General features: G+C 58.3%; 23 protein-coding genes, 4 tRNA genes and 1 pseudogene. 23 read left to right on the top strand and 5 right to left on the bottom strand.

The window, feature by feature from the left end; genetic code table 11:
• Window positions 1-125 precede the first annotated feature (125 nt).
• Window positions 126-779 (top strand): helix-turn-helix transcriptional regulator, encoded by a 654-nt coding sequence (locus BINDI_RS07140; protein ID WP_052108746.1) that lies wholly within the window; start codon window positions 126-128, stop codon window positions 777-779.
• Between the two features lie 632 nt (window positions 780-1,411).
• Here the strand turns inward: BINDI_RS07140 and BINDI_RS03305 are convergent.
• From BINDI_RS03305 to BINDI_RS03290, 4 genes are all read right to left on the bottom strand, one after another.
• A tRNA-Val gene (locus BINDI_RS03305) sits at window positions 1,412-1,484 on the bottom strand.
• 34 nt (window positions 1,485-1,518) lie between these two features.
• A tRNA-Val gene (locus BINDI_RS03300) sits at window positions 1,519-1,590 on the bottom strand.
• Window positions 1,591-1,610: 20 nt separating this feature from the next.
• Window positions 1,611-1,681: transfer RNA gene (locus tag BINDI_RS03295), tRNA-Cys, on the bottom strand.
• A gap of 28 nt (window positions 1,682-1,709) precedes the next feature.
• Window positions 1,710-1,782: transfer RNA gene (locus BINDI_RS03290), tRNA-Gly, on the bottom strand.
• A 147-nt stretch (window positions 1,783-1,929) separates the two neighbouring features.
• Between BINDI_RS03290 and BINDI_RS03285 the strand changes: the two genes are divergently transcribed.
• From BINDI_RS03285 to BINDI_RS07660, 17 genes and pseudogenes are all read left to right on the top strand, one after another.
• Window positions 1,930-2,787 (top strand): PAC2 family protein, encoded by an 858-nt coding sequence (locus BINDI_RS03285; RefSeq protein WP_033490864.1) that lies wholly within the window; start codon window positions 1,930-1,932, stop codon window positions 2,785-2,787.
• Between the two features lie 112 nt (window positions 2,788-2,899).
• Window positions 2,900-4,954: a threonine--tRNA ligase gene (thrS, locus tag BINDI_RS03280; RefSeq protein ID WP_033490078.1), complete on the top strand. Its 2,055-nt coding sequence runs from the start codon at window positions 2,900-2,902 to the stop codon at window positions 4,952-4,954.
• 14 nt (window positions 4,955-4,968) lie between these two features.
• Window positions 4,969-5,643, top strand: coding sequence for a phosphatidylinositol phosphate synthase (gene pgsA / locus BINDI_RS03275; protein ID WP_033490076.1), 675 nt, complete (start codon window positions 4,969-4,971; stop codon window positions 5,641-5,643).
• A 6-nt stretch (window positions 5,644-5,649) separates the two neighbouring features.
• Window positions 5,650-6,648, top strand: a complete 999-nt coding sequence (locus BINDI_RS03270; protein WP_033490074.1) for a phosphatidylinositol mannoside acyltransferase — start codon at window positions 5,650-5,652, stop codon at window positions 6,646-6,648.
• 38 nt (window positions 6,649-6,686) lie between these two features.
• A complete protein-coding gene (locus tag BINDI_RS03265; RefSeq protein ID WP_052108745.1) occupies window positions 6,687-7,892 on the top strand; it encodes a glycosyltransferase family 4 protein in 1,206 nt (401 codons plus the stop codon).
• 130 nt (window positions 7,893-8,022) lie between these two features.
• The gene (locus tag BINDI_RS03260; RefSeq protein WP_033490072.1) at window positions 8,023-8,778 is read left to right on the top strand and encodes a YebC/PmpR family DNA-binding transcriptional regulator; all 756 of its coding nucleotides are present in this window, start codon (window positions 8,023-8,025) and stop codon (window positions 8,776-8,778) included.
• A 4-nt stretch (window positions 8,779-8,782) separates the two neighbouring features.
• Window positions 8,783-9,365 (top strand): annotated as a pseudogene (gene ruvC, locus BINDI_RS03255) (crossover junction endodeoxyribonuclease RuvC).
• 54 nt (window positions 9,366-9,419) lie between these two features.
• Complete coding sequence (gene ruvA / locus BINDI_RS03250) at window positions 9,420-10,031, top strand: Holliday junction branch migration protein RuvA (protein WP_033490068.1); 612 nt, start codon at window positions 9,420-9,422, stop codon at window positions 10,029-10,031.
• A gap of 58 nt (window positions 10,032-10,089) precedes the next feature.
• Complete coding sequence (ruvB, locus tag BINDI_RS03245) at window positions 10,090-11,094, top strand: Holliday junction branch migration DNA helicase RuvB (RefSeq protein ID WP_148301971.1); 1,005 nt, start codon at window positions 10,090-10,092, stop codon at window positions 11,092-11,094.
• Between the two features lie 71 nt (window positions 11,095-11,165).
• Window positions 11,166-11,615, top strand: a complete 450-nt coding sequence (locus BINDI_RS03240; protein ID WP_052357150.1) for a preprotein translocase subunit YajC — start codon at window positions 11,166-11,168, stop codon at window positions 11,613-11,615.
• 123 nt (window positions 11,616-11,738) lie between these two features.
• Window positions 11,739-12,323, top strand: coding sequence for an adenine phosphoribosyltransferase (locus tag BINDI_RS03235; protein ID WP_033490067.1), 585 nt, complete (start codon window positions 11,739-11,741; stop codon window positions 12,321-12,323).
• A 21-nt stretch (window positions 12,324-12,344) separates the two neighbouring features.
• Entirely contained in the window at window positions 12,345-13,553 is a 1,209-nt protein-coding gene (sucC, locus tag BINDI_RS03230; protein ID WP_033490064.1) for an ADP-forming succinate--CoA ligase subunit beta, read from the top strand.
• The gene (gene sucD, locus BINDI_RS03225; RefSeq protein WP_033490062.1) at window positions 13,553-14,479 is read left to right on the top strand and encodes a succinate--CoA ligase subunit alpha; all 927 of its coding nucleotides are present in this window, start codon (window positions 13,553-13,555) and stop codon (window positions 14,477-14,479) included. The genes sucC and sucD overlap by 1 nt, the downstream gene beginning before the upstream one ends.
• The gene (locus BINDI_RS03220) at window positions 14,476-15,981 is read left to right on the top strand and encodes a cell division protein PerM (RefSeq protein ID WP_033490060.1); all 1,506 of its coding nucleotides are present in this window, start codon (window positions 14,476-14,478) and stop codon (window positions 15,979-15,981) included. Before sucD ends, BINDI_RS03220 begins: the two co-directional genes overlap by 4 nt.
• 21 nt (window positions 15,982-16,002) lie before the next feature.
• Window positions 16,003-17,604, top strand: coding sequence for a bifunctional phosphoribosylaminoimidazolecarboxamide formyltransferase/IMP cyclohydrolase (gene purH, locus BINDI_RS03215; protein WP_033490058.1), 1,602 nt, complete (start codon window positions 16,003-16,005; stop codon window positions 17,602-17,604).
• Between the two features lie 146 nt (window positions 17,605-17,750).
• Window positions 17,751-19,124, top strand: a complete 1,374-nt coding sequence (locus tag BINDI_RS03210; protein WP_033490056.1) for an NAD-dependent succinate-semialdehyde dehydrogenase — start codon at window positions 17,751-17,753, stop codon at window positions 19,122-19,124.
• A 272-nt stretch (window positions 19,125-19,396) separates the two neighbouring features.
• Complete coding sequence (locus BINDI_RS07660; RefSeq protein ID WP_237742974.1) at window positions 19,397-19,783, top strand: DUF3017 domain-containing protein; 387 nt, start codon at window positions 19,397-19,399, stop codon at window positions 19,781-19,783.
• On the opposite strand, the gene BINDI_RS03200 is transcribed toward BINDI_RS07660, so the two are convergent.
• Entirely contained in the window at window positions 19,780-20,913 is a 1,134-nt protein-coding gene (locus BINDI_RS03200; protein WP_052108743.1) for an MIP/aquaporin family protein, read from the bottom strand. The two genes, BINDI_RS07660 and BINDI_RS03200, sit on opposite strands and share 4 nt — an antisense overlap.
• A gap of 185 nt (window positions 20,914-21,098) precedes the next feature.
• Here BINDI_RS03200 and BINDI_RS03195 point away from each other — a divergent pair, with 185 nt between their 5' ends.
• The 5 genes from BINDI_RS03195 (at window position 21,099) to BINDI_RS03175 (ending at window position 25,905) form a co-directional block, all read left to right on the top strand.
• The gene (locus tag BINDI_RS03195) at window positions 21,099-21,872 is read left to right on the top strand and encodes a pseudouridine synthase (RefSeq protein WP_033490054.1); all 774 of its coding nucleotides are present in this window, start codon (window positions 21,099-21,101) and stop codon (window positions 21,870-21,872) included.
• Window positions 21,869-23,986, top strand: a complete 2,118-nt coding sequence (der, locus tag BINDI_RS03190) for a bifunctional cytidylate kinase/GTPase Der (RefSeq protein WP_033490052.1) — start codon at window positions 21,869-21,871, stop codon at window positions 23,984-23,986. Before BINDI_RS03195 ends, der begins: the two co-directional genes overlap by 4 nt.
• A gap of 228 nt (window positions 23,987-24,214) precedes the next feature.
• Window positions 24,215-24,724 (top strand): helix-turn-helix domain-containing protein, encoded by a 510-nt coding sequence (locus BINDI_RS03185; RefSeq protein ID WP_081830775.1) that lies wholly within the window; start codon window positions 24,215-24,217, stop codon window positions 24,722-24,724.
• Window positions 24,725-24,781: 57 nt separating this feature from the next.
• On the top strand, window positions 24,782-25,315 hold the full coding sequence (locus tag BINDI_RS03180) for a ClbS/DfsB family four-helix bundle protein (protein WP_033490050.1): 534 nt from the start codon (window positions 24,782-24,784) through the stop codon (window positions 25,313-25,315).
• A gap of 368 nt (window positions 25,316-25,683) precedes the next feature.
• The gene (locus BINDI_RS03175) at window positions 25,684-25,905 is read left to right on the top strand and encodes a hypothetical protein (protein WP_052108740.1); all 222 of its coding nucleotides are present in this window, start codon (window positions 25,684-25,686) and stop codon (window positions 25,903-25,905) included.
• The last annotated feature ends 257 nt before the right edge of the window (window positions 25,906-26,162 follow it).

Raw genomic sequence — 26,162 nt, 5'->3', positions numbered from 1 at the left:
GGGGGCGGGAAGACGAAGGATTCGGAAACATAACAGAACAGGAAGCTGATACGGATGGATACGTCCGCTTCCTACGACATCAACCGGTAGAGGAATCTGCCCTGTTAGGATGTTGAGGACCAGCAATGCACTTCACAGTCACCAGTCTCGAAGAGGTTTTCCCACTGGCTGAGTTCCTGTCCGATGCCTTCGGACCGATGGCCGAGATTGCTGTACACGATCTGGACAGGCCACATGCCTCCATCGTGTTCATACGCAACGGTCATCTGTCGGGCCGCAAGAAGGGCGACTCCATGACCAAGGAAACACTGGAGTTGACTCGAAAGGCCAGGGACAGTGGCATTGATTTCATTTCCGACTACCGGGGTCACGATTTGAACGACCACCAGTTCAGGGTTTCGTCATTCTTCATCCGAAACAAGGAAGACGAAGTCATTGGTGCACTTTGCATCAATATCAACATCACCGAGCTTCAACGTGCCGCCCACCTCCTTCAGACCATCAGCGAAACAGATTCGGTCAACGGTATGGTCACCTCCGGTATACCCAGTCAGGAGCTGGAAGAAAACCCCGAAGAGAACATCCGAAGGGTTACCCGTGAGGTGATCAAGCAGGTTCATATACCTATCGATAAGCTGAGCAGGATCGAACGCCTGGCCATCATCAAAGACCTCAAGGACCGGGGTATATTCCTGATCAAGGGGGCAGTAGGTGTTGTGGCGCCCGAACTCAAAGTTTCTGTACCGACGCTCTACAGGTACCTGCAGTCACTCAAATAGGTGCAATCCGTCGCCGCCCTTTCCCCAAAAAAGTAAAAGAAACCTCCGACAGGGGAGAGGGGGGTATATTTCTTCACGCTGTCGGAGGGGAATTAAAAGTCGGTCTTTCAGAATCTCCGTAAAGACCGGTGCGTGACCCACCGGAGCGAATCACAAAAGTCCAAAATCAGCACAAGAGCATCCTCAGGTTGAGGATTCCGGTTAGCTGCTGTCTCAATCTGGCAAGTACCATTGTCTGGGTTGTATGAGTCCGCCTATCAGGACTCAACACCTCATACATGGTTCCACCTCTCAAACCAGATGTTCAATGAACAACCTGATGGTCAGTTCTCAGTTAATAGTAATTTATCACACAATCGGGTTGACCACAAGCTCAACATTCCGCTTAACGCCTTTGTTTTGTCAGAATTACCAACTGCTCGCTCACGAAATGCCCGACCTGGAGTAGGCACTCCCGATTCAGATAAATCATTATTCTGCTCATGCTCTCACCGCATCCGGCTTACTGACATGTCTATGTTCAGTCATTGCCACGCACCAAACAGGGTATCGACAACATGCATGCGGACCAGCGGCAGTAAACAAGGAGCGACTGAAAAGGGGAGTGCAGATGATGAGTAGTGGATTGAGGGTGGGCGATGCAGGAATCGAACCTGCGACCCCTTCGGTGTGAACGAAGTGCGCTAGCCGCTGCGCCAATCGCCCGGAATCCTGAACGACCGCATAACCGCGATCCTCGTGGGCGATACTGGATTCGAACCAGTGACCCCTTCCGTGTCAGGGAAGTGCGCTACCTCTGCGCCAACCGCCCGGGTCATTCTCTTTCGAGAGAGGTGGGTACGAGAGTCGAACTCGTCTATACGGCTTTGCAGGCCGCTGCCTAACCGCTTGGCTAACCCACCGTATTGGTTAAACTGCTCGGAAACCTCGAGCGGGCAACGGGACTCGGACCCGCGGTCTCGACCTTGGCAAGGTCGCGCTTTACCAACTAAGCTATGCCCGCACTTCAAACAATCACTCACATGACTGCCTGAGCACGAGAAACCACTATATCCGCGATTACGGATTGTGGCAACAAGAGCGTGTCGCCGCCCCTCCGCTGATGGCATACCCCGCCCTTGGATGCCTGTACACCGGTAATCTGAGAGATATGAGTGAAGAAGCCAAGCAGCACTGCGTCATGGTATCGGCTTTTGACGGATGGAATGATGCCTGCTCAGCCTCGACCAATGTGATTCGTCACCTCCTTGAGGCCTACGACTCGCATGAGGTCGGCAACATCCATGGCGAGGGATTTTACGACTATCAGATGTCACGCCCCATGCTCTGCCATGTACAGGGTCGGAGGCGTATTGTCTGGCCCGCAACCAAGTTCTATCGGGTGCGGATCAATGCCAGTCTCACCCTGCTTCTGGAGATGGGGCCCGAGCCGAACTACCGCTGGACTGACTTCTGCCGTCAGAGTATCCACATGGCCGAAGACTACGAAGTGGACTCCATCATCACCCTGGGTTCCATGTTTGCCGATTGTCCCCACACCAGACCACTGCCCATAGACGACCTGGCAGGAGACCAGGCCAGCATGGACACGGATGGTCATTCCGGCCCCATCGGCATTCCGACCGTCCTCGACTCCCTGGCAGCCCAGGACGGATACACGACCGAATCCGTATGGGTCTCAGTACCGCAGTACCTGGGAAGCGATGAATGCGCCCAGGCCACTCTGCAACTGTTGGAGCGTCTCTCTTCGATGTTGGGTGTCGGCCTGGAGCGGGGGCATCTGCCCCGTAAGGCCGAGGAGTGGAAAGCCCAGGCCGCAGTCCTCCTGCACTGCAACGACGACCTGGCTGGTTATGTACATCGCCTGGAGATGGAAGCCGACAAGCAATCGGCCGACCGGATGAACATGCAGGTTGACGAACCGACAGCCCATGAACTGGTCAAGGAAGCGGAGGACTTCCTGAGATCGATGGGGGACAAGGGCCAGGGTGGAAATTCCAATGGCTAGGACAGGAACCGGCTCATCTTTCGGCTTGTCTGACTGACGGCATAATCTGTGCTCGATAACCATGTCCAGCCTGCACCCTGTAACGCGGGCTCCGATAGCAAGGACGGCATTCATGACGCAGTCGAACATCTCCATACAGTTGAGCGGTGAAAACAAGGAGGTGGCAGCGGATCTGACTGGTGTCCAGCTATTTGCTGATGACAAGGACATCGTTGCGGTCAGAATCAATGGGCAACCGCGCGACCTTTATACCCCCCTTCACGATGGTGATTCAGTTGAGCCCATCGAGCTGGCCAGCGAGGACGGACTGGCCATCATGCGGCACTCCGCGACCCATGTCATGGCCCAGGCTGTCCAGGAAATCAGGCCGGATGCCAAACTGGGAATCGGCCCGGTGATCAAGGACGGGTTCTACTACGACTTCGATGTTGAGCAGCCCTTCACTCCCGACGATCTCAAGGAGATCGAGAAGCGGATGAAGCGGATCATCAAATCCTCCCAGCGCTTCCAGCGGCGGGTGGTGAGTGAGGAAGAGGCCCGTGCCGAAGAACAGGGTCAGCCCTACAAACTGGAGCTGATAGGGGCCAAGGAGGCCGAAATCAGCGGTGAGGAAGCCACAGAGGTAGCCACTGGTGGCGAGCTGACCATGTACGACAACCTCGATCGTGACGGGAACACGGTGTGGAAGGACCTTTGCCGCGGGCCCCACCTGCCCAATACTCGCTACATTCAAAGCTTCAAACTGATGCGTACGGCCGCGGCCTACTGGCGAGGCGACGAGAAGAATCCCATGCTTCAACGCATCTACGGCACCGCCTGGGCCTCCAAGGAGGACCTGAAGGCATACTTGGCCCGGTTGGAGGAGGCCGCCAAGCGCGACCACCGCAAGTTGGGCGCCGAAATGGACCTGTTCTCCTTCCCGGACGAAATCGGTTCCGGCCTGCCGGTCTTCCATCCCAAGGGTGCCGCAATCATCAACGCCATGGAGGACTACTCCCGGCAGATGCACCGCCGCAACGGGTACTCCTTCGTTCAGACCCCGCATATCACCAAGGGGCATCTCTACGAGATTTCCGGGCACCTGCAGTGGTACAAGGACGGCATGTACCCTCCCATGCATCTGGACGAGGAGCAGAATGAGGAAGGGCAGGTTACCAAGCAGGGGTTCGACTACTACCTGAAGCCGATGAACTGCCCCATGCACAACCTGATCTTCAAGTCCCGCCAGCGCTCATACAAGGAACTGCCGCTCAGGCTCTTCGAGTTCGGCACGGTCTACAGGTATGAGAAGTCCGGCGAAGTCCACGGTCTGACCCGTGTAAGGGGATTGACCCAGGACGACTCCCACATCTACTGCACCAGGGAGCAGATGAAGGGGGAGCTGACCAGCCTGCTCCAGTTCGTACTGAAGGTACTCAAGGACTTCGGCCTGAACGACTTCTACCTGGAACTCTCCACCAAGGACCCGCACAAGTTCGTCGGATCGGATGAGGTATGGGAGGAAGCCACCAACACCCTCGCCCAGGTGGCGAAAGACTCAGGTCTGGAACTGGTGGATGACCCCGAGGGCGCCGCCTTCTACGGCCCCAAGATCTCCGTCCAGGCCCGCGACGCCATAGGGCGTACCTGGCAGGTCTCGACCATCCAGCTGGACTTCAACCTCCCCGAACGTTTCCAGCTTGAGTATGTTGCGGCCGATGGTTCCCATCAACGTCCGGTCATGATCCACCGGGCCCTCTTCGGATCCATCGAGCGGTTCTTCGCCATCCTCCTGGAGCACTATGCCGGCGCCTTCCCGGCATGGCTGGCCCCTGTCCAGGTGCAGGCCATTCCCGTGGCCGACGAGTTCGCCCCGCATCTTGAATCCTTCCTAGAGGAACTCAGGGACGATATGGTCCGTTGCGAAATCGACCGCTCCGACGACAGATTCGGCAAGAAGATCCGTAACGCCTCCAAGTCCAAGGCTCCATTCATCCTGATTGCCGGCGAGGAGGATGTCTCCAGGAACGCGGTGTCCTTCCGCTTCCGTGACGGCAGCCAACTCAACGGAGTCCCGGTTGACTCCGCCCGCAAGTGGATTGCCGAGGCCATCAGGGCACGGGCACTGATCAATTCAGTCGACGACTTCACTTCGCAGACATCCGCCACGGATTCGCAGCAGGACTGAGGCAGGACCGAACCATGTTCGAACATTTACGCGGCCCCTGGAAGCGCATCATCGCACCGATAGCCAGGGGGCTGGTACGGATTGGAATCAGTGCCAACGGGGTAACCATCATCGGCGCTGTCGGTACCGTTGTGGTGGCAATCGCCACAGGTTTGACCGGGTGGCTCCTGCCCGGTGCAGTGGTCCTGGCCGTTCTGGTTGCGTTCGACTCCCTGGACGGGTCCGTGGCCGCACTGACCGGTGGCGGCACACAGTTCGGGGCCTTCCTGGATTCCACCCTGGACAGGATTGCCGACTGGGCGGTCCTGGCCGGTGTCATCATCTACTTGCGCCGTCATGAGGTGCTCTGGGCTTCGGATCCGACCCATCATGGACCTGATGTATGGGCGCAGATCGGTATGGCTGCGGCACTGTTCGCCATCATGACCTCTTTCGTCACTTCCTATGCCCGCGCCAGAGCCGAGGCTGAGGGTTTCGAAGCCAAGAACGGCATCGCCACCCGGTCCGACCGTCTGGTCATCATTCTGGTGGGGATGGCCCTGACAGGTGCTGGCCTCCCCTTGGCGGTCCTCAGCTGCTTCCTGGTGGTTCTCGCTCTTCTCGGCATCGTCACGGTCTGGCAGCGGATCAGTCTTGTCAACCGTGCCATGAGCAAGAATCCACAACCTGCCGATCCCAGCCACGAGTGAGGCCATATGCTGGACCGCTTGTTGATCCTGACTGCGAGGTATGCCCGCTGGGTACCTGAAACCCTTCTGCGGGGGTTTTTCCTCCTGGCGGCCGATGTCTCCTGGCTTCTGCATGTCGGTGGGGTCAGGCAGCTTGAGGCCAACCTGGCCCATGTAGTGGGACCAGTAGGCAGGAAACAGCTTCGACATATCAGCAGACGGGGCATGCGGTCCTATTTCACGTACTTCTCCGAGGCGCTGACCGTGGGCGCCAGGACGACAGAGCAGCTCAAGGCACGAATCAGACCAGCGGGGACCGGGTATCCCGAGCCAGCCAAGACCATGATCGAATCCCGCTCAGTGCCTATCGGCATGGGGCACCAGGGTAATTGGGACTATGCCGGGTTCTGGGCAGGCAGGGCTGTCGGCCCCGTCACTACCGTTGCCGAACGTCTGTCCAACGAGGAGCTGTTGGAGACCTTCGCCCAGATTCGCCGTGATCTGGGGATCAACATCATACTTACCGGAGAGCATGGCATCACGGAGCGGTTGGCGGACACACTTGCGAGTCCTGAACAGGTGGTTCCCCTCCTCGCCGACCGTGATCTGAGCCGAAACGGGGTCTTCGTGAGGGCATTTGACTCCTGGATTCGAGTGGCTGCTGGCCCTGCCGTCATCGCATTGGATTCCCACCTTCCCCTGTACACGGTCAACATGTATCGCGAACGATTGACCGGTGACCGCAGGCATCAGGCCGGAACGCCCCTGGGCTACATCTGTTCGATCGACGGCCCGATAGACACCGATGCCTTCCAAGGCCTTCCACGAGACCAGGCCGTCCAAGAGCTCAGCCAGGCCTGGGTGGACCAGTGGTCGCGCGGTATCAGGGAACATCCTGAGGACTGGCATATGCTCCAGCCGATCTTCATCGATGACCTTGATCTGTCGCGGATGCACGCTGTACCTGAACACATATCCGCCGAAGTAGAGCTGAGGCGGGGAAAGGCACGGGGGAACCGGTCTTGAGTGCAACCAAGGAAAACACGAATCCGGATACCACCAGGATGGATCCCCTTGAAGGCCGGCATCTCCGGGTCGGTATCATCTCTCCCTACTCCTTCGAAACCCCAGGCGGGGTCCAACTCCACATACGAGACTTCGCCCAGCAGCTCTTGAAGCGCGGACACCAGGTCCAGGTCCTGGCTCCGGGGCGAAGAACCAGCGACATGCCCCTCTGGGTGCAGACCACAGGGTCTTCATTCTCCGTGCCTTACAACGGATCGGTGGCCAATCTCAGCTACTTCGGGTCCGCTGGCCGCGTCACCCGCCAGTGGGTGCGTCAGGGGCGTTTCGACATTCTCCACCTCCACGAGCCCGAGGTGCCCAGCCTTAGTCACAAACCGCTAATCAAGGGTTTCCTTCAGAGTCCCTGCGTGGCCACCTTCCATGCCTCCTTCGATACCTACCCGCTGGCCATGAGGCTCACCCAGCCCTATCTGCGCTCACGGCTGTCCGGAATCAGCCAAGCCATCTGCGTCAGCAGGTCAGCCATGCAGACCGCCCAGCACATCCTGACGGACCGTACCAATACGCAGATCATCCCCAACGGCATCGATGCCGGCTTCTTCCGCGATGCCGCCCCCAAACCTGCCTGGCAGGGAAGGCCAGGAGCCCCCACCATAGGTTTCCTGGGCAGGATGAAAGAAGACCGCAAGGGATTCCGCATCCTTGCCCAGGCGGCCCCGACCATTCTCGATGCCGTACCCGATGCCCGGTTCCTCTGCGCCGGAGACGGGGAGGCTGAGGGAAGGCGGATGCTCGAGGAGATCGATCCCGGTCTGCTCAGCCACGTCACCTTCCTGGGAAGAATCAGCGACGATGACAAGGCCGCCTTTTACCACAGTCTGACCGCCTACGTGGCACCACAGACCGGCGGCGAGAGCTTCGGAATAGTCCTGACTGAGGCGATGGCCGCTGGGTGCCCCATTGTGGCTTCGGACCTCCAGGCCTTCCGGGACGTCTCCGAGGAGGGAACAAGGGCCAGGCTCTTCACCAATGGCGACCCAATGGACTGCGCACGGGCGGTCCTCGAACTCATCGGTCAGGACGACACCCGGCGTGATCTGTCAAGACTGGGCCAGGAGCGTGCCTTGGACTATGACTGGGACCATGTGGCCGAGCAGGTGCTCGAGGTATACGCCCAGGCACTGGCAGAAGAGGCTCCCGGCGGCAGGGGATGGAACCCTTTGAAGAAGCATTTCGGGAAGTGAACTCGACACCGTCGAACCGGGCATTTCCCAGAGCGAAGACAGTTGGCACCCGGCCCTCTCGACCTTTATGATTGTCAAAGAGCCAAATTAGAATTCCATTCGTTTACGCATTCGTACCGTCAGGAGTCATATGTCAGGGCATTCGAAGTGGGCCACCACCAAGCACAAGAAGGCAGCCATCGACGCCAAGCGTGGAAAGCTCTTCGCCAAGCTGATCAAGAACATCGAGATCGCCGCCCGTACCGGTGGCGGTGACCCCGACGGCAACCCGACCCTTTACGATGCCATCGTCAAGGCCAAGAAGTCATCCGTTCCCGCCGACAACATCTCCCGGGCCGTAAAGCGCGGTTCCGGTGAGGAGGCCGGGGCTGCCAACTACGAGACCATCGTCTATGAGGGCTATGCTCCTGCCGGCGTAGGCATCATCATCGAGTGCCTGACGGACAACAGGAACCGCGCTGCGGCAGAGGTTCGCTCCACACTGACCAAGGGTGGCGGCTCCCTGGCCCAGAACGGGTCCGTCAGCTTCAACTTCGAGCGCAAGGGTCAGATTGTGGTCCCCGCTGAGAGCACTGACTACGATACGGTCTTCGAGAAGGCCGCCGAGGCAGGTGCCGAGGATGTCGAAGACAACGGTGAGAGCTTCACCGTCTTGACCGACCCCAGCGATATGGTCGCGGTCCGCAAGGCCCTTCAGGACGCAGGAATCGACTACGATTCCGCCGACCTGGTCCTTAACCCCAAGAACGAGGTCTCCCTGGATCTCGATTCTGCCCGCAAGGTCTCCAAGTTGATTGACAACCTGGACGATCTTGACGACGTTCAGGAAATCTACAGCAACTGGACCGCCCCTGACGACGTCCTGTCCCAACTGGACGAAGAGTGAATCAGTGATTGTTCTCGGCGTCGATCCGGGCCTTACCCGTTGCGGCGTCGGCGTTATAGAAGCCGGTGCATCGCGCCGGCTTTCCTTTATTCACGTCGATGTGGTCCGCTCCGACCCGGACCTGTCCCAGGACCTGCGTCTGGCTTGCCATATACAATGGCCTGAGCGATAAGATCGACCGGTTCAGCCCCGATGTCATTTCCATCGAGCGGGTCTTCGCCCAGTCCAACCGGAATACGGTTCTTGGAACAGCCCAGGCCGCAGGACTGGCCATGTTGGCAGCCGCTCAACGTGGCATCCCTGTAGCCCTCCATACGCCGACCGAGGCCAAGATGGCAGTGACGGGCAATGGGCAGGCCGAGAAGATACAGGTTGAGCGCATGGTTGCACGGATATTGAAGCTGGACAGGCTGCCGCAACCGGCTGATGCGGCCGACGCCCTGGCTCAGGCCATCTGTCACGCGCTCCGGCCAGCAGGAGCCCTACAGGGCGGGGAGCGGGAGGAACACTTGACACCCGCACAGCGTCAGTGGGCACGGGCAGCCGCGCGACAGGGCAATCATGGGGGAGTCCACAGAGGAATGTAAGCTGATTCGAACAGACGTTCGAATATCCGGGACAACAACCGTAGAGGTGATTAATTGCTGGCTATGCTGACAGGACGTGTGTCCGCCATCGAGGCGGGATGCGCCGTCATCGACGTATCCGGGGTGGGGTATGAGGTCCGTATGCCCCAATCCGACCTTGGGTCAATGAGATCGGAATCGACCGTTACGGTTTTCACCTCCTTGAACATCTCCCAGGATTCCGTGACTCTTTATGGGTTCCTCTCCCGTTCCTCCAAGAGCCTCTTCATCCAGCTGCAGAAGGTGAGCGGCATCGGCCCACGTGTGGCTCTCTCCATCCTTTCGACCCTTACCCCGGACCAGCTGGCGCAGGCCGTGGCGGACGGCGATTCCACAGCCCTGTCCCGGTCACCGGGCCTGGGAAAGAAAGGTGCCCAGAAGATAATCCTGGAGCTCTCAGGAAAACTGGACATCAGCAGTATCGGAAGCACTCAACCCCGTAAGGACATCGATTCAGGCAGTCGACAGGTAGTCGAGGGTCTTGTCTCCCTTGGGTGGCAGCAGCACGATGCCGAGCAGGCCGTCAACAAGGTCTGCAAGGAGAACGATTTCCCGATGCCACTGAGCAAGCAGGATGTCCCCAAGGTCCTCAAGCAGGCCTTGACCCTTCTGGATAGGGGGCGCTGACGTGCCGATCTTGTCGAATGAGCCCTCAAACGAGGACGCCAACGAGGAATCCCTCCGCATGGTTTCAGCCAGACCCATTGAGGGGGAACCAGTCAGTGATGAGGAGCTGCGGCCGGATTCCCTATCGGGTTTCATTGGCCAACCCAGGCTTAAAGCCCAGCTCAAGCTCTTCCTTGAAGCCGCCATCAAGCGGGACGTTGCCCCCGACCACATACTCCTTGCAGGTCCTCCCGGATTGGGCAAGACAACCCTGGCCATGATTGTGGCGCATGAGCTCGAGGTCCCGATTCGGGTGACCTCGGGACCTGCTGTCCAACATGCGGGTGATCTCGCCTCCATTCTGAGTTCACTGGAGGCGGGCGAGGTCCTCTTCATCGACGAGATTCACCGTCTGCCCAGGGCTGCGGAGGAGCTCCTATACATAGCCATGGAGGACTTCCGAGTCGATGTCGTGGTGGGCAAGGGTCCCGGCGCCTCGTCGATTCCCCTGACCCTGCCCAGGTTCACGGTCATCGGCGCCACCACCCGTGAAGGCATGTTGCCCTCCCCGCTTAGGGCCAGGTTCGGCTTCACGGCCCATCTGGACTTCTACCCCCATGGGGAATTGGAAAAACTGATCGAGCGTTCGGCCTCGGTCCTGGGCCTCTCCCTGGAGGACGATGCCGCCCGCCAGCTCTCCCTAAGGTCCCGGGGCACACCCCGAATCGCAAACAGATTGCTGAGAAGGGTCCGAGACTGGGCCATCGTCCACGATCTCCCCTCCGTTGGTCCGAATGACGTCAAGGAGGCCCTCGCGCTCTACCAGATTGATTCCGAGGGACTGGACAGGCTGGATATGGCAGTTCTCAAGGCCATTGTCAATAGCTTTGACGGGGGACCTGTCGGCCTGAACAATCTCGCTGCCATGGTGGGGGAGGAGTCCGAGACCGTGGAAACCGTCTGCGAACCCTATCTGGTCCGTGAGGGCTTCCTGGTACGAACCCCCAAGGGCCGCGTTGCCACTCCTAAAGCATGGGAACACCTGGGTAAAAAACCCGCCAAGGATGTCACGAAGCTGTTTTAGACTAAGTATTTCAGACAGTATGCATGGCCGACTGTTTATTCCGGCCACAATATGAGGAGTCGACAGGAATTATGGAATCCATGCTATTTATGATTGTCATCATCGCGCTGATGATTCTGATGATGTGGGTTAGTGGCCGCAAGAGCAAGCAGCAGCAAACCGCCATCCAGGACTTTCGCCAGTCTCTGAAGCCCGGCGACGAGGTGGCCACCAGCACCGGACTATTGGGGAAGATCGCTTCAGTGGACCAAGAGAAGGAGCAGGTGGTCATAGACTCCGAAGGCTCCCTGTCCCGTTGGCGCATCCAGGCCATCGCCAAGCCGCCGATTGTCCCTGCATATGTGCATGACGACGAGGTCGATGAGGAGGGCAATCCCCTGCCAGAAGTTGAAAACGAGCAGGATGACTCCCCGTCTGATTCGTCAGAGCAGAGTTCCAAGGCAGACAAGGTTCGACGACGAATCCAAGGATTCCACCGACAAGACCACATCTGCAGATTCCCGAGAGTAGGCTCCTGCTGAACCTATCCGAGCAGTGACAACTGCCATTACAGGGTTTGTCGATTAAAAAACGCCTCGTGTGACATCGAACAGGTATGATTGCAGAGTCTTATCAGTTCCAAGGAGCGAGACAGAAAGAAGAACATGGCTCATTCTGGCGATATTGAAATCGGACAGCTCGAGGTTGTAGGCGAGAGCGACGCCAATTATCTCATCTCCTTGATTCGCACCATACCCGATTTCCCCAAGCAGGGGATTCTTTTCAGGGACTTCATCCCCGCGCTCTCTGACTCACGCGGCCTGGGCATTCTGCTCGATGCCATGGAGAAGACCCTTCCGGTTCCTGTCGATCAGTTCGATCTGGTTGCCGGACTGGAGGCCCGAGGATTCCTGATTGGGCCTCAGCTTGCCGCCAAGACGGGCAAGGGGTTCCTGGCCATCCGCAAGGAGGGGAAGCTCCCTCCTGAAACCCTGTCCCAGGAGTACTCACTTGAGTATGGCAATGCCAGAATCGAGATAGAGAAGTCCTGCATTCAGCCCGGTCAGCGTGTCCTCGTAGTCGACGACCTCATTGCCACGGGTGGCTCCGCCCAGGCCGCCGCCCGTCTCATTGAACAGGCTGGGGGTCAGGTGGCAGGGTTCAGCTTTGTCATGGAACTCAATGGCCTTAAAGGCCGCGAAGCTCTGGGGTCTTACCCGGCATCCAGCCTGCTCAATATGCCGGCCTGATCGCAAAGGAGGAGCAGACCCATGGATCTCTATGAGTACCAGGCCAGGCAGCTGCTTGAGGAGCACGGGATTCCCCAACCGCGTGCCGTCTATGCCTCCACAGTCGAAGAGGCCGGAGAGGCCGCGGATACCATCGGCTACCCCTGTATGGTCAAGGGACAGGCCACCATTGGCCATCGCGGTCAGGCCGGTGCCGTCAAGCGTGCGCACAATAGGGAAGAAGCCATGCAACTGGCCGAGCAGATTCTTCCCATGACCATTTCCGGTCATCCGGTCAGGGGAGTCCTGATCACCAAGGCTGAGAACATCCTGCATGAGTACTACGTGTCCATCTCTGTGGATCGCGCTTCAAGGGATTACGATGTCCTCGCCACTGCCAACGGTGGAACCGAGGTTGAGGCGGTCGCCCTACAACACCCGGAGTCGGTCAAGCGCCTGCACATCAGCCCCCTGGAGGTCTTCGACCGGCAGGCCGCAAAAGCCATGGCTGGTCGCATCGGTTTCTATCATGCCGATTTGGACCAGGCCGCCGACATCCTTCTTCATATGTGGGAGACCTTCCAGGAGTGTGATGCCACACTGGTGGAAATCAATCCTCTGGCCAAGGTCGGTGACCCGGACGATGAATCGACCAAGCACCTTGACGCCTTGGACGCCAAAATCTCTTTGGACGGAAATGCGGCCTTCCGCCATGATGGCTGGGCCCGTTTCTCCGACAGTGACCAGGATGATCCCTATGAGCGCAAGGCCAAGGAAAATGGCCTGCACTACGTACATCTCAACGGTCAGGTCGGAGTAATCGGAAACGGAGCCGGTCTTGTCATGAGCTCTCTGGACGCGGTCTCCGGAGCAGGTAAAGAGCAGGGAACCGCAATCAAGCCCGCCAACTTCCTCGACATCGGAGGTGGTGCCTCGGCCCAGGTCATGGAAACCAGCCTGGATGTGGTTCTGTCCGACCCCCAAGTGCGGTCCGTCATGGTCAATGTCTACGGTGGCATCACCTCGTGCGCCCAGGTCGCACAGGGGATCGTGCAGGCGGTTTCCCACCGGGACGACCCCAGGCCCATTGTGGTCCGCTTTGACGGCAACGCAGCCCAGGAAGGGCTTAGCATCATCGCAGAGAGCCACGATTCCCGCCTTACAGTAGCGGATACCATGGAGGAGGCCGCAGCCCAGGCTGTCCGCCTGGCCAAAGTCAGCACAGCTTCCGATTCCAAGGAGGGTGAGTGATGGCCCTGTTCATTGAGGACGGAGCGCCGGTGATCGTCCAGGGAATGACCGGGCACCAAGGCATGGTCCACACCGCCAGGATGATTCAGGCAGGGACCAGGATTGTTGGAGGGGTCAACCCCCGCAAGGCCGGAACCAACGTCGACTTCGCCGCGACTGACGGTACCACCGTCATACAGGTCCCGGTCTTCGCCAACTGTGCCCAAGCCGTCGCTGCCACACATGCCGCTGCCTCGGTCATCTTCGTGCCGCCCAGGTTCGCCAAGGATGCCATGGTTGAGGCCATCCTCGCGGGTATCCCCCTGATTGTCGTCATTACAGAAGGTATCCCCGTAGCGGATACGGCATACTGTGTGGCTCTGGCCCACGACAAAGGCTGCCGCATCGTAGGCCCCAACTGCCCTGGGTTGATGACCCTGCCGTCGCAGCCAGATGCAAAAGGCACCAATCTGGGCATCATCCCCGACGGGATTGTGGGACGCGGGCCAATCGGTCTGGTCTCCAAGTCCGGCACTCTGACTTATCAGCTGATGGGGGAGCTGGCCTCCATCGGATTCACCGCCTGCCTGGGCATAGGCGGCGACCCCATCGTGGGCACGACGATCCTTGAAGCACTCCAGGCCTTCAACAGGGACGAGGAGACCAAGGCCTGCGTTCTTATTGGCGAAATCGGGGGCACGGCCGAGCAGGATGCCGCCCGTTGGGCCTCCACCCATATGACCAAACCGATTGTTGCCTATATCGCCGGATTCACTGCCCCGGAAGGTAAGCAAATGGGTCATGCCGGAGCAATCATATCCGGCGGCAAGGGAACTGCCGCAGACAAGCAAGAGGCACTGGAGTCCGTCGGCATAAAGGTCGGCACTACACCCGGCCAGACCGCCGAATTGACCAGAACCGTACTCTCAGAGCATGGCATCATATGATCGCACGTCTCAGGACCTGGGGTAAGGGAGCCTTGGAGGCCCTCCTCGCCATGTCCATCTACGCTGTGACCCTAGGGGCGTGCATGGCCCTGATGCTGCTCATCATCTCGATAGAGGAGGGCGGTCCTTCCCTGTCGATTGCCACGGTCCCTCTTACCGAGACGCTGATTCTACTCACCCAGGGAGCGGGCTTCACCGCAGGATCCTTGACGTTGACCATCATGCCCCTTCTGCTGACCATCGGTCTGCTGTGGCTGATCAAAGCCCTGGTCTCCTGGCGCGGCTTATCTGTGGGCGGCTGCTGTCTGGGTACTCTGACATGGATGATCCTGAACCTGGTCATCCTCCAGGGCACGCAGACGATTCAGGTGGACACCACGCCAGTCATCATATTCAAGGCCGCACTGGTCTTCCTATCCGGCTACACCCTGGCCGTGGTGACATCCAAGGAGTTTCATACCTGGTGGGAGAGCGCTGTTCAGGAGAGAATCCCCACTTGGTTGCGTCGTTCAGTTCGCTTGGGTCTATCGTGGGGTGCCGCACTGGTAGGTATATTCCTCGCGGCTGGACTGATCGCCTTAATCTGTTGGGTTGTCTTATACCATGGCGCCGTTGCCAAGCTCTTCAACCTGGCTCGGATGGGACCAGCATCTTCCGTCGTCACCTCCATCGCCTCACTGGCCTGGTTGCCGACCCTGGTGATCTGGGCTTATTCCTGGCTTATGGGTGACGGGTTCTCCATAGGAGAACTGGCCTCCTTCACTCTTTGGTCAGGGCATGCCAAGAGCCTTCCTTCCGTACCGCTCTTTGGTCTCTTCCCCGACCCCGTTGCCGACCAGGGTGTAAGGACACTCCTCCTCAACATCCCACTATTGGCCGGGCTTGTTCTGGGTCTCCTGTTGATCCTGGGCTCACGGAACCATCGACTCTTCACGGCAGTTCGCAAACACGGCGTCCTGTCCTGGACCGTTATCAGGCATTTCCTCCAGTCCACACTGTCTATGATCCTGGCCTGGATGACCTGTCTGATCATCTCCTGCCTGGTCTTTCTGTTCTCCAATGGATCACTCGGCACGGAGCGCCTCGCTTCAGTTGGCGTCTCGATACCCGCTTCCGGGAAAATGATCGCAACCTCCCTGGGCATGGGTCTTATGACCAGCTGGGTTCTTGCCATCCTGACCGGATCACTGCTGGTGCTTTGGAAGCAGGTCCAATCGCACATCCAGATGAATGGCGCCTTGGTCAACGGTATGGCGACTTGGGATGGCGATACCGAAGAACAGGACGAGGACAATGAACCGGCAACTGATGCCTCGTCAGAGGACCTCCCGGAAAATCGCAGTCAAAACAGCAAAAGGAAAACGAACGAAGGGCAATCCGATCACCGGGAAGGATCCGGCAACGCTTCCCGTCGCGTCACTTCCACCGGGAAAAAGCCCAATCACCCTCGAACCGCGAGCAGTACCCGAAGCGCAAGGTCCAGTAGTCAGAAAAGCCAATAACCAACCCATTGAAGGAGAGCCATGGCTGACACCACCAGAAGAATCGCCAGGGCATTGGTATCGGTCTATGAAAAAGAAGGATTGGAGGAGCTGGCAAGGGCTTTTGTCCAAGCCGGCACCCAGGTCGTTTCCACAGGCAGCACGGCAACAACACTGGAATCGATGGGAGTTCAGGTCACTCCCGTCGAAAAGGTGACAGGATTCCCGGAGAGCCTCGGTGGACGTGTGAAAACCCTTGACCCACACATCCACGCAGGCATCCTGGCTGATATGACCAACCCGGATCACGCCCGCCAACTCAAAGATTTGGAGATTCAGCCTTTTGACCTGGTGGTGGTCAACCTTTATCCATTCGCTCAAACCGTTCTTTCCGGTGCAGACCCAGCCGCCTGCCTGGAGAAGATCGACATCGGCGGCCCTGCCATGGTCCGCGCGGCGGCCAAGAACAATGCCAGTGTTGCCATCGTCACCGACTCAGCGGATTACTCCTTGGCCGCGGAGCGTGTGAGTTCCGGTACGGGTTTTGACCTTGCAGAACGCCAGGCACTCGCTGCAAAGGCCTTCGCCATGACGGCAGCCTACGACGCCGCAATCGCTGAGTGGACCGCGGAACACTGGTCCTGTACTACAGAAGACGGTTCAAACCAGACCGTTGCATCCGGTAATCTGACCAGGACCTGGAATCTCTCACATGAGCTCCGGTACGGAGAGAATCCCCATCAACATGCCGCCTTATACCTTGATCCGCTGGATCGAACAGGATTTGCCTCCGCAAACCAACTGGGTGGAGCCAAGGCCATGAGTTATAACAACTACGTGGATGCGGATTCGGCTTGGCGTACGGTCTGGGATTTCGCCGACCGCCCAGCCGTGGCCGTGGTAAAGCACTCCAATCCCTGCGGTCTGGCCATCGGCGAGACTATCGCTCAAGCCCACCTCAAAGCCCATGCCTGCGACCCCATGAGCGCCTATGGCGGAGTCATCGCCGCCAATCGCCCAGTCACCCTTGCCATGGCCAAGCAAGTCAAACCAATCTTCACCGAGGTCATCGTGGCCCCGGATTACGAGGATGAGGCTCTTGACCTTCTCAAAACCAAGAAGAACCTGCGTATCCTCAAGGTAGAGCGTCCGCCCCGGCATCTGCCATTCCTGCGTCCAATCGACGGAGGGGTCCTGGTTCAGTCCGAAGATCTGATTGACGCACCAGGTGACAACCCGGACAGTTGGAGGTTGGTTTCCGGCCCGGAACCCGACGACCGGACCATGAGCGATCTGATGTTCGCCTGGCGTGCCATTCGCTCAGTCAAGTCCAATGCCATCCTTCTGGCCCATGATGGTGCAACCGTGGGCATCGGTATGGGCCAGGTCAACCGAGTCGATTCCAGTCATCTGGCTGTAGAGAGGGCCAACACCCTGGCCGAGGGCCTTAACCGTGCCAAGGGCTCCGTTGCGGCTTCCGACGCATTCTTCCCCTTCGCCGACGGTCTGGAATACCTGGCCGAGGCCGGAGTGGTGGCTGCCGTCCACCCGGGTGGATCCATCAGGGACGAAGAGGTCATCGAGGCTGCCAAAAAAGCCGGCATGACCATGTACCTTACCGGAACCAGACACTTCTTCCACTGAAGCGCATCAAAGCGGGGGAGGGCAGGCGTCCCTTCCTCCCGTTTGTTATACCCCGACATACACCCTCCCGATGAGGCTACGGTGATAGGATAAGTGGACTGTCAGCGAGGAAGCTGCTGGATGCCTATGACTCAAAGGAGACCAAGGTGACATATCAGACCGTAAACCCGTATACGAATGAGCTCATCAAGACCTACCCCGATGCCACTGATGAGGACCTCGAGGATGCCCTGGCGACCGGACACGCCCTCTACAAGCGCTGGAGGAAAGAGGACGGTGCCTCGGAACGTGCCGGTCAGCTCCGTCGGGTAGCGGATATCTTCCGTCAGGAAAAGGACGCCCTTGCCGCAAATCTGACCAAGGACATGGGGAAGCTGATTACCGAAGCACGGGCAGAAGTCGAACTCTGCGCAAACATCGCCCAGTACTTCGCCGACAAGGCCGAGGACCTGCTCAAACCGACTCCTCTGGACAATCCCGCAGGCAAGGCCTATTACGTCAAACAGGCCACCGGCGTACTGGTCATGGTCGAACCTTGGAACTTCCCCTACTATCAGATCATGCGGGTCTTCGCCCCCAACTTCATCCTGGGCAACCCGATGATTCTCAAGCACGCCTCCAATGTGCCCGCCTCGGCAATTGCCTTTGAGGATGCGGTTCTGCGCGCCGGCGCACCCGAAGGCAGCCTGACCAACCTCTTCATCAACTACGATCAAGTCGACAAGGCCATCGCGGACAAGCGGGTGGCTGGTGTGGCACTGACTGGTTCGGAGCGTGGCGGGGCCTCCGTGGCCAAGTCGGCCGGGATGCACCTGAAGAAGTCCTCCATGGAGCTGGGCGGCAATGACGCTTTCATTATTTTGGACGATGCCGATTGGAACCTCCTCAGGAAGGTGGCACCGGGTGCCAGATTGATGAATGCAGGCCAGGTATGCTGCGCATCAAAACGCTTCATCGTCATGGCCGACAAGTACGACGATTTTGTCTCCATGATGGTGGAGTCCTTCTCCAAACTGGTGATGGGTGATCCAAGCAACCCTGAGACCACCATGGCCCCCATGTGCACGACCCATGCTCGCGATGGCCTCCAGAAGCAGCTGAATCAGGCCGTCGCAGCCGGCGCCAAGGTCGCGTACGGAAACAAACCTGTCGATTCCCCCGGGGCTTTCCTGATGCCTACCATCCTTACGGACATCACCAAGGACAATCCGGCATACGACCAGGAGATGTTCGGACCTGTGGCGACCATCTACAAGGTCAATTCCGAAGACGAGGCCATCGAACTGGCCAACGACTCCAGCTACGGCCTGGGCGGAACGGTCTTCTCACAGGACATCGAGCACGCCGATGAGCTGGCCCGTCGGATCGAGACCGGGATGACCTTCATCAACGGCGGCTGGGTGACCATGCCGGAACTGCCCTTTGGCGGGATCAAGAACTCCGGCTATGGAAGAGAGCTCTACAGTCTGGGCTTTGACACCTTCGCCAACGAGCATCTCATTTTTGACCACGACCACTGATTGAACTGCTGATCCAGCGATATCTGAAAGGTGCCAACGTCCCTCGCGGGGCGCTGGCACCTTTTGTTGATTCGTTCGGTCCGAATCACCTAGGTATGAAGAACCCTGGATCCACCAAGGGCCATTCTTCAATATGCTCTGGCGACCAGGTTAATCTGAGCTGGACCTCCCCTTGTTCCGCTCTTCCTAAACATGCCGGATAGGGGAGGGGTACCCTGTTGGCACAGGTTGATAGACTGCGGAGAAGAAAGAGCGACATTACAGGAAGGCCAATGATGAAATCGGCGGCACAGCATGCAGACCCGGGGGCGTTGACCTCTTCCCAACAAGGTCACGAGCAGACGAATAAAGCTGAGAGAACGCCGAACCGGGGGCCTCATGGGCATCCCTTCGTCTCTGAGTCGCAAGAGGGACATCCCATCTTCGAGGGGGTCATCTTCCTTGTTGTCATCGCATCGGCACTGGTAGCCATATCCGGAAATACGATGGCCGCGACGGTCATTGTGTCCGTCGCGGCCATCGTATCAGGAGTACTCCGCCTGATACTCAGGAAGAAAAGCCCCTGGAAGGTCAGGTCGGTCGCTTTCGACTCCTTCATCGGCATCTGCCTGGGAGTCGGGCTCCTTCTGACCTATCTGAGTATCCAGCTCCTGCTTTAGTCTTCCGAGTCTGAGGAAGTCTTGGCCTGCTGGTCCTCTTTCAGACGATTCAGGTAGGAATCCACCTCGGAGGAGTGCAGATGTACCGTCGCCCCAGCGGCTGTCACTTCTGATGCGTCCTTTTCTTCCTCTGCAACGGACTTCGGGTCAGACGCCACACTGGTGTCATCGTTGCCCTTATCCTGCGACTCGTCAGAAGGATCCATTTCCTCGCTCTCGGCTACAGAAACCTTGGCGATCCGAGCGCGGTTGCGCAGACCGTCGGTGACGATGCCCGACAGGATGACAATCAATGCCACCAGGGAGGCCGCCAGAAGCGGGCAGATCCAGAAGAGCCAGAGCTGGGACAGCGGAGAAACAGCCATATCCTTGGACTGGGCAAAGACGGCGATGCCAGTGGAGCGAGCGGGGTTCAGACCGGCATTGGTGATCGGGTAGGTGATGAGGGTGCCGGCACCGTAGGCAAGGCCGGTATAGAGGGCATGGTTCTTATGCGGCCGCCCGTCCTTGCGGAGCGTGGCTACCGCTGTACCGACGACAAGCAAACCGCCGACCAGCTCGACGATGATGGCGAGGCCCGTGCCGAAGGAGATGTGGTGCTGGGCAAGCGTGGCTGCGGTGGGGGAGCCTGATCCAAAGCCGTTCACAGTAAACATGAGCCAGGTCTTGGCGGGGAAGGTCTCGTTGGACGGAACGAAACCGATCAGGACCGCTGCCGCACAGACGGCACCCACCAGCTGGGAAACGATGTAAAGAATGCCGTCAATCACCGAAATCTGCGAGGTGAACATGGCAGCCACGGTTACGGCGGGGTTGAAGTGCCCACCTGAGATTGACCCCAGCATGGCGGTGACCACGATGTAGATCACAGTGGTGCCGATGACGGGAAGGGTCACCGTGGGAACGTCCAGGAGAATCTGGCTGAACGTGAAGGTCAGGTAGAGCGCCAGGCAAATCAGGAGAGTGCCGGCAAACTCCGCTCCAACCCTGATCCATCTGATGTCCCTGGCATGGAAACCGACCTTGCCGGACGTCTTGTCGGCGGTTCCCTTGTCTTCGTTGGTCTCCTCTGCCGTGTTGTTCTGCCCGAGCTGCTGGGCAAGCGGTTCTACGGTTGGATCCACGTTCATTTCCCCTACCTTTTATCAGACTGGTCACTTATGGCGTGAGCAATACTACTCGAAAGACATCACAACCATCCGTTATACTATATCGAGGTCTTACCGGTCCTCTTGCCTGGTCTGGCCACCAGCCCCGTTCGGGGCTTTCCTATGCAAGTCACATGTCTTTTCAGACAGGCCACGTTGGGAGAACGATGCCACATCCATATTCACAAGCCATCCGCGCACGTCAGAACGACGAGGAGGGGATTCGCCTCCAGAAGATTCTGGCCCAGGCCGGATTCGGATCCCGCCGCAAGTGCGAGGAGATCATCACCCAAGGCAGGGTCGAAGTCGACGGTGAACTGGTCACCGAACTGGGCAGCCGGGTCGATCCTCAACACCAGCAAGTCCGCGTTGATGGATCCCGTATCCATCTGAACGACAAACACGTCACCCTGGCCTTGAACAAGCCTCGTAGGGTCCTTTCCACCATGGACGACCCCAAGGGCCGCTTCACCCTCCGCGACATCATCGGCGACAGGTACGAGCGGGTCTTCCACATGGGCCGGTTGGACTACGATTCCGAAGGGCTGATCCTCATGACAGACGACGGGGAGCTGGCTCAGCATGTCATGCACCCCAAGTATGAGGTCCAAAAGACCTATATGGTCACCCTGAAAGGCCACATCGGCGGGAACGTCTGCCGTCGCCTGGTCAGCCAAGGGGTTGAACTGGACGACGGTCTGATTCGACTCGACCACTGTGCCATCGTCGACCACAACAGGGAGCACACCATGGTCAAGGTCGTGCTTCACTCAGGCAAGAACCGAATTGTCAGGCGCATCTTCGGGGCCATCGGTTTCCCCGTCATCCGCCTGGTGCGCACCCAGATTGGCCCAATCAAACTCGGAGAGGTCAGACCCGGGTCCTATCGCGTCCTGTCGCCGGCCGAAATCAAGTCCCTCGACAAGGAGGTGGGTCTGTGATCACCGTAGCCATCGACGGGCCTGCCGGTGTCGGCAAGTCATCCACTTCCCGTGCCCTGGCCAAGCACTTCGGTCTGGCCTATCTGGACACAGGAGCCATGTACCGGGCCAGTGCCCTCTGGTGCATCAGGCAGGGACTGGACCTTGATACCGACAAGCCGGACCAGGCGGCAATAACCGAAGCCGTGGCAGCCTCCATCACCGATGGGCACCTGGAAATGGGGCTGGACCCCGACGACCCCAAGGTCAGTCTGGACGGTGAGGATGTCGGTCGCGATATCCGCTCCAGCCAGGTATCGTCGCACGTCTCGACGGTTTCCTCCATTCCATCCGTCCGACGAGTACTGATTGCCGCCCAGCAGGCCATCATCGCCGAACAGGGACAGGAAGAGTCCATATCCCAAGGTCGGGGCATTGTGGCCGAGGGACGTGACATCACGACGGTGGTGGCGCCCGATGCCCAGGTCCGCGTACTCCTTACGGCCCGCGAGGAGGTCCGTGAGGCCCGCAGGTCGGGGCAGACCGCATCCGGCTCCGACAATGTTGCTGCAAGGGATGCCAAGGATTCCAAGGTCACCTCATTCACCGACGCTGCTCCAGGGGTTACCACGGTCGACAACTCCGACATGACCTTTGAGCAGACATTGGATACTCTGATTGATCTCGTTTCGGGTGTCATGGAGGAGGATTCCTTCGACCAGTACGCCCAGGCCCTTGACGAGTATGAGCTGAGCGAGGAAGACCGTGCCCTCCTGGCTGGCTCAGGCGACGCGAAGTCCGATGAGGCCGCTCCCAGGCCGGTCGGTGTTCTGGCCGTCGTAGGACGGCCCAACGTCGGCAAGTCCACCCTGGTCAACAGGATTCTCGGTCGTCGTGCCGCCGTTGTGGAGGACACCCCGGGTGTCACCCGCGACAGGGTCAGCTACGAGGCGGAGTGGGCCGGGACCGACTTCAAACTGGTCGATACCGGTGGGTGGGAATCCGATGTGGAGGGTATCGAATCCGCCATAGCCTCACAGGCTCAGGTCGCAGTGGGACTTGCCGATACCGTCATATTGGTAGTGGATGGTCAGGTGGGATTGACGGCCAGTGACGAACGCATCGTTAAGATGCTTCGAGCATCCGGTAAGCCTGTGGTTCTGGCCGTCAACAAGCTGGACGACAGGATGGCGGACTATACAGCCTCCGAATTCTGGAAACTGGGATTGGGCGAACCCTATGCCATCTCAGCCATGCACGGCAGAGGGGTCGGCGACCTCCTTGATGCCGCCCTTGACCAGCTGAAGAAGGCCGACAAGACTTCAGGCTTCCTTACGCCTGAGGGACTGCGTCGGGTCGCCCTGGTGGGCAGGCCCAACGTTGGCAAGTCATCCCTCCTCAACCAGCTGGCTCACGAAGAACGGGCAGTGGTTCACGACCTTGCCGGCACCACCAGGGACCCCGTTGACGAGGTGGTCAGTGTGGACGGTGAGGATTGGCTCTTCATCGACACCGCCGGCATCAAGCGTCGCCTCCACAAGATCTCAGGTGCCGAGTACTACTCCAGCCTGCGCACCCAGGCGGCCGTCGAGCGGTCCGAACTGGCCCTCATCCTTTTCGATACCTCGCAGCCCATCGCCGACCAGGATCTGAAGGTCATGAGCCAGGCCGTGGATGCAGGCAGGGCCATTGTGCTTGTCTTCAACAAGTGGGATCTCCTGGACGATTTCGGGCGTCAGCGATTGGAGCGACTCTGGGAGACCGAGTTCGATCGTGTCACCTGGGCCGAGCGGGTCAACCTGTCGGCAAAGACAGGTTGGCACACCAACCGTCTGGCCCGGGCCATGCGCACCGCCTTGGAATCATGGGACCAACGGATTCCCACAGGCAAACTCAACTCCTTCCTGGGCAAGGTTCAGGCCGCCCATCCCCACCCCTTGAGGGGTGGGAAGCAGCCAAGGATTCTCTTCGCCACCCAGGCCTCAACCAGACCGCCGCGGTTCGTTATCTTCGCTACAGGATTCCTGGAGCACGGATACCGCCGCTACCTGGAGCGTTGTCTACGTGAGGAGTTCGGTTTCGAAGGGTCGCCAATCCAGATATCGGTTCATATCCGCGAGAAGAAGCGGAAGTAAGCCCCTATCTAGAACGAACGTAAAGACGGGGTCCCCGGTCCGGCCTGTGGGTCGGCAGGGGACCCTTTCCGTGTTGTCGCGGTAGACCCCATTTGTGTCACCTTCCCCTCTCGCAGGCGCGATACCGGGCTTGCAACGAACTGTTGCAGATGAAGACAACCATGATAAGTACTGATAAAATCGTCTGAATCGACCTAGTGCCGATCAGAGCAATTCGAAGGACCAATAATGCCGATACAGGACCTACTTCCCGAACTGCGCAAAGCAGCAAACATGACCCAGGCCGATTTGGCCGCCCGACTCTATGTCACCCGACAGGCGGTCTCACGATGGGAAACAGGGGAGACCACACCCAGTATCGATATGGTCAAGTTGATTTCTTCGGTACTTGATGTACCGGTGTTGAAACTCCTGGAAATTCCGGATGAGCCCGTCTGCCAGTCCTGCGGTACGGCCTTCTCCGCACCAGGCACAGAGCACGGCAAGGACAGTGATGGGAAACCGGACTCTGATTACTGCCAGTGGTGCTATAACTGCGGGTCCTTCACACAGGAGTGCATGTACGAACTTATCGAGTCGACCGCTCCTTTCTTCGCCGAAGCAACCGGCGTGAGCGTTGAAGTGGCCATTTCCTATCTTGGCGCCTTCATTCGCAGTCTGAAGCGCTGGCATCAGCAGCAACAGCACCATGAGAATCATCAAGAATCAAACTCTCAAAAAGACTGCAAGGACTGCTGAGGTCCAAACAGAAGACACCATCGGATTTCAATCCACTGTTAAGGAGATATACGAACCATGCCAAGGCCCCGGACCAAGGACGAGCTGGTTACAGCAAGCACCACGAACTTCGACAAGCTCATGTCTCTTTTGGACTCGATGAACGGCGAAGAGCTCAATGGTGAATTCCACTTTGATGTGACCAAGGAGAAGGAAGCCCATTGGAAGCGTGACCGTACCATCAAGGACGTGCTGATTCATCTGTACGAGTGGCAGGTCCTGCTCCTGGACTGGGTCGAGAGCAACCAGAAGGGCATCAGCAAGGAGTTCCTGCCCGATGGCTACAACTGGCGCAATTACGGCGAGATGAATCAGGAGTTCTGGAAGAAACACCAGGACACCACCTACTCCCAGGCACTTGATCTGCTTAAGGGTACCCATCGTCGGGTCATGGATCTGATGAACTCCTTCAGCAACGAGGAGCTCTTCACCTCTGGATACTTCCCCTGGACCGGCAACTACCCCCTCGGCACCGCCTTCGTCTCCAACGTCTCAAGCCACTATGAGTGGGCTCTGAAGAAGATCAGGAAGTATGCTCGGTCTCTGAAATAGGATCGAATCGTTGAAGAGGAAAGAGTCGGGGCCGCAAGGTCTCGGCTCTTTTTGTATGCTGGATACTGAATTTCAAACCGAGGGGCCTGGAACGTCGGTTTCTTCGAACCAGGCCATGCTCAATGCACGCAGGTGCACTAACCTTGGAAATCAGTGACAGCGTTCACATCGCAGTGGTAGAGTGAACCTGACAATCAACACTGTCGTCAAACAACTGTTGGAGTAGTGAATCGTAGATGATTCTGGCGGGGTGATGTACCCGAATATGTCTTTTTCGGATAGTTCTCCCCGTTTAATTTGCTAACAGTGGTGGATTGTCTTATTTGCATTTTCTTGAATGTCGGACCGGAGGGGAAACTATGAGATGGATGAATAACAACAATCCAAGGGAAGAAATCGCTAAGATATTTGCCAACTGCGAAGACCCGATGGACACAGCGGTGAAATGGGCCCAGAACATCGCCGCGTCTAAGGAGATGAATCCAAACAAGGACAAGATTGTGTTTATCCGTGAACTCAGGCGAGAGGAGCCGCGGCTGGAACTGAAAACAGCTACGTACCTTGCCCAGATGACAGCGAGAGTTTCCTGAACCTAGTAACTCATTCTCTCGTCCGTGTGTCCGTCGGCTTGTAATCGCTCAGAGTGCATCAATTCGGCGAACCTCCGAGAACCATCATGATCTCTCACTGCGATTTCGATGACGTTCTTTATCCGATTCGGCGCTAAAGAGCTAAGTCGCCGGCATGCCTTGAAAGCGATAGGCAAATCTGAGAGGACTTTGCGTCTCCAATTGAAGCCATATCAGCATGCCAATATAAGGGTTACAGGAAGGTTGCCTCAAGCAGC

This window comes from Bifidobacterium [indicum] DSM 20214 = LMG 11587 (assembly GCF_000706765.1).
GTDB lineage: Bacteria > Actinomycetota > Actinomycetes > Actinomycetales > Bifidobacteriaceae > Bombiscardovia > Bombiscardovia coryneformis.
Note: the sequence above shows the minus strand (reverse complement) of the source record. Positions and strands in the feature narration are given on the sequence as shown.